Origin of the sequence: Streptomyces albospinus (assembly GCF_014648695.1) — a bacterium.
In the GTDB taxonomy this organism is placed as follows: Bacteria; Actinomycetota; Actinomycetes; order Streptomycetales; family Streptomycetaceae; genus Streptomyces; species Streptomyces albospinus.
The window spans coordinates 1-3285 of the sequence record NZ_BMRP01000120.1 but is presented as its reverse complement, the minus strand read 5'-3'; the positions used below and the strand labels follow the sequence as shown (position 1 = coordinate 3285).

The 3285-nt window shown below is 69.4% G+C and carries 3 protein-coding genes and 2 pseudogenes; 2 read left to right on the top strand and 3 right to left on the bottom strand.

Features of this window, described 5'->3' with window-relative positions; all coding sequences use genetic code 11:
* Positions 1-28: 28 nt before the first annotated feature.
* Positions 29-445, bottom strand: a complete 417-nt coding sequence (locus tag IEZ17_RS41470; protein ID WP_189308810.1) for an SRPBCC family protein — start codon at positions 443-445, stop codon at positions 29-31.
* A gap of 27 nt (positions 446-472) precedes the next feature.
* Complete coding sequence (locus IEZ17_RS41465; RefSeq protein WP_189308809.1) at positions 473-850, bottom strand: VOC family protein; 378 nt, start codon at positions 848-850, stop codon at positions 473-475.
* A gap of 128 nt (positions 851-978) precedes the next feature.
* Here IEZ17_RS41465 and IEZ17_RS41460 point away from each other — a divergent pair, with 128 nt between their 5' ends.
* The gene (locus tag IEZ17_RS41460; protein ID WP_189308808.1) at positions 979-1794 is read left to right on the top strand and encodes a helix-turn-helix domain-containing protein; all 816 of its coding nucleotides are present in this window, start codon (positions 979-981) and stop codon (positions 1792-1794) included.
* A 293-nt stretch (positions 1795-2087) separates the two neighbouring features.
* On the opposite strand, the pseudogene IEZ17_RS41455 reads toward IEZ17_RS41460, so the two are convergent.
* Positions 2088-2439, bottom strand: a pseudogene (locus IEZ17_RS41455) (response regulator transcription factor); the annotation flags it as partial.
* Between the two features lie 379 nt (positions 2440-2818).
* Between IEZ17_RS41455 and IEZ17_RS45655 the strand changes: the two are divergent.
* Positions 2819-3073 (top strand): annotated as a pseudogene (locus IEZ17_RS45655) (hypothetical protein); the annotation flags it as partial.
* Positions 3074-3285 lie beyond the last annotated feature (212 nt).

The following is a 3285-nucleotide window of genomic DNA, read 5'->3' as shown; positions in this document are numbered from 1 at the left end:
AGCGGCCCGGTGCAAGGCCGCGAAGGCATCAGGGAACGGGGGTGGCTGCGGCCTCCAGGGTCCGCCGGATCACCCGGATCCCCTGGTCGACCATCGCGGCGATGGGCTCCGCCAGGCTGTGCGGCCGTACGTCGGTGATCCAGACGAAGCGGCTGCGACCACCGGCTTCGGCGAACACCTGCATGGAGGCGTGGTGGTGGACGGCCTCCAGGGAGCCGCCTACCACCGAGTAGGCGATGCGCCGGGCGTCGTCGTCCAGCGTGACGATGAGCTCGTGCACCACCGTGCCTTCCGCGAAGGTCACCGCCCGGACATCGCCTTCGACACGGGTGTCGACGACGAAGCCCGGGGCGAGCCTGTGATGGACCTCGCCCCAGTCGCGGATCGCCGCCCACACCTCCTCGGGTCCGGAATCGATCGGGACATCTCGGTGAACAGCTGCCATGGACGGTTCTCCGTATCTCTCGGGCGGTCAGTTGGCGGCGGTCGTGGCGGGGATCAGGCAGAGCGGGTGCCCCTGGGGGTCGATGAGGACGACCCACTGGCCCTCGCCAGGCTGGAAGGTAGGCCGGGAGGCCCCGAGGGCGAGCAGTTCCTCGACCGCGCGGTCCAGGTCGGTGACGGTGAAGTCGAGGTGCAAGTGCTTGCTCCCCTCGGGCCACTTCGGCGCCTGGTAGCCCTCCACGCGGACGAAAGCCAGTCCAGCCCCCGTGGTGCCCGTGCTGAGGGAGGCGAAGTCTTTGTCGCTGTAGGTGAGTTCCCAGGCGGTGGCCTGCTGGTAGAAGGCGGCGAGCGCGACAGGGTCGGCGCAGTCGACGACAACGGTGGTGAGCTGTTCGAGAACGGGCATGGGCGGACTCCAGAATCGTGAACAACCGGATGCCTCGAGGGCTTTGGTGAGGAGCCTGGCGCAGCGGCCCCGCCCGGGTCTTGAACATCCTTGCGCGGTTGTCAGACCCGGCGCGTAGCGTTCGAAGGGTGCTCACTTCCGTTCCTGTCGCCACCCGCCCCGACTTCGGCATCAGCGCGGTGTCCTGCCACGCCGACCACACCCGCTGGTCGACGCCGGACGTACGTGCCCACTACCGGGTGGTGCTCGTGCGCCGCGGACGGTTCCGCAGGATGGCCGCCGGCGTTCCCGCCGACATCGACACGACCCTGGCCTATGTGGGAGTCCCGGGCGAGGAGGAGCGCTTCGCTCACCCTGCCGGGGGCGACGTCTGCACGTCGATCAGCGTGACGCCGCAGCTGTGGCGTTCCCTGGCCGGGGATGGCGCGGAACCAACTGCCCAGACGCTCTACACAGACCCGAGGCTCGACCTGGCCCACCGGCGCCTCCTCGCCGCCGCCCGCTCGGACGACATCGACTACGCGCTCGCTGAGGAACTGCTGGGTCTGCTGTCGACAGCCATCGGCCGCACGGTCGCCGGACCGACCCCGCTCGGAAACGCGTCAGTCGAGCGCGATCGGAGTCTCGTAGCGGCCGCCCGCGAGGCGATCTCCGAAGGAGGCCCGGCCGCGGACACGCTGTTCACGCTGGCCGAGTTGCTCGGTGTCTCTCCCTACCGCCTGAGCCGGTCGTTTCCGCGCCAACTCGGCGTCTCGGTGACCCGTTATCGCCACCGCGTCCGTATAGGCCGAGCCCTGGACCGCCTGGAGGCCGGCGAGAACAGCCTCAGCACCCTCGCCGCCGACCTCGGTTACGCCGACCAAGCCCACCTCACGCGGACCATGCGCCAGTACCTCGGCCACACACCGACCACCGTGCGACGACTCCTGGCTCCCGCACCCTGACCGCGCGTATCCCTGACGGACCATCAGCAGCCGATCGCTTTCCCGGTCGGCCCATTGAGCCGAGCCCACGGCTTGCGGTGTTCACGTGAACCTTCGACGGCCAAGGCAAGGTGGACGCACGGCAAGGCGGACGCACGGTGCCGTCGGCAGCACCGGCTCTGGTCGCCGGCTGAATGGGCGTCAACCCAGGTCGGAGCCGAAGGCAAACGCAGCCGGCATGAAGGTCACAGACAAGGTCACAGGCTGGGAGCCGCCCGCGGCGGGCTCTGTGTCGACGTCATCGAGTGGTGCGGTCAGGTCCCCAGGCCTGCGTCTCGTGCCAGCAGTGCGGCCTGTACCCGGTTCTCACAGCCCAGCTTGGCCAGGATCCGGCTCACATACGCCTTGACCGTGGCCTCGCTCATAGGGATGCGCTGACCGCGTCCGCGTGGGGCAGGCCCTCACCCAGTAGCGCCAGGACCTCCAGCTCGCGACCGTCAGCATCTCCAGCCGGCGGCGGGCCTGCTCGGCACGGTGCGCGCTGTGGCCGGACGCCAACGAGTCCATGACATGGCGGGTGGCCCCCGGCGACAAGTACGCGTCTCCGGCCGCGGCAGCCCGTACCGCACGCATGAGTTCCGCGGGCGCCGAGTCCTTGAGCAGAAAGGTGCTCCGCTCTCCAGGACCGCTACGACGAATCCCGCGCCGACTCCTGTCGGCCCGGACCCAATCGACGCGGCTTCTCCGCGCCTCCAGGGCATCCGCGCCACGGGATGAGGCTGGCCGCTCGGACCAGACCCTCCCGGTTCCGTTGTTGCAGATGCACGACACATTCAGCAGAGACCAGCGCTCCGTCAGCCACCCACTGTGCTCCTCCTGACCTGCGACGGGCAAGGTCCCGACACGCCAGCTGCACCGCTACCTGCCTCTTCCTCCACTGAAAGCCGCCCTCCTGGCCCGATGAACGGAGCCCACCCGATGACCGCCGCGTACACCCTCACCACCGCAGCAGGCACCCTCGCCGTCTTCTGGCATCTCGACGTATCGCTGGGTGAAGAACGACCACCTCAACCACGCGGGCTACCTCTGGGCCTTCTCCGCCATCACCGCCTCACCTGGCGCCAAGGCCCACGACCGCAGCCGACGCGACGAGCACGACGACTGACACGCAGCCGCCCAGCGCAACCTCTTCAACCGTATGCTCGGCCAGCTCTACCACTGCCTCCAGAAACCCCACCACAACAGTCCGGGAGGACTTCGAAGTCCCCGCCCACGCCCGCGGCGGGCAAGTCACCCTTAGCACTCCGCCGGGGCGACCGCGCACTGCCGGCGCGGTGCTTCGTGCCCGTGTCGAATCGCGGCGGGGCCCAGGTTGGAGAGTCCGTGGGCGATGGTCCTGCTGGGCCGGTCCGGTGTGGGGTGGGGCCGGGTGCCGGCGTCCAGGCCCCGCCGTACTAGTAGTGCTTGGTCAGGTTGGTGCGGGTGTGGGTATGTCGCGGTGGCAGGTGGGGC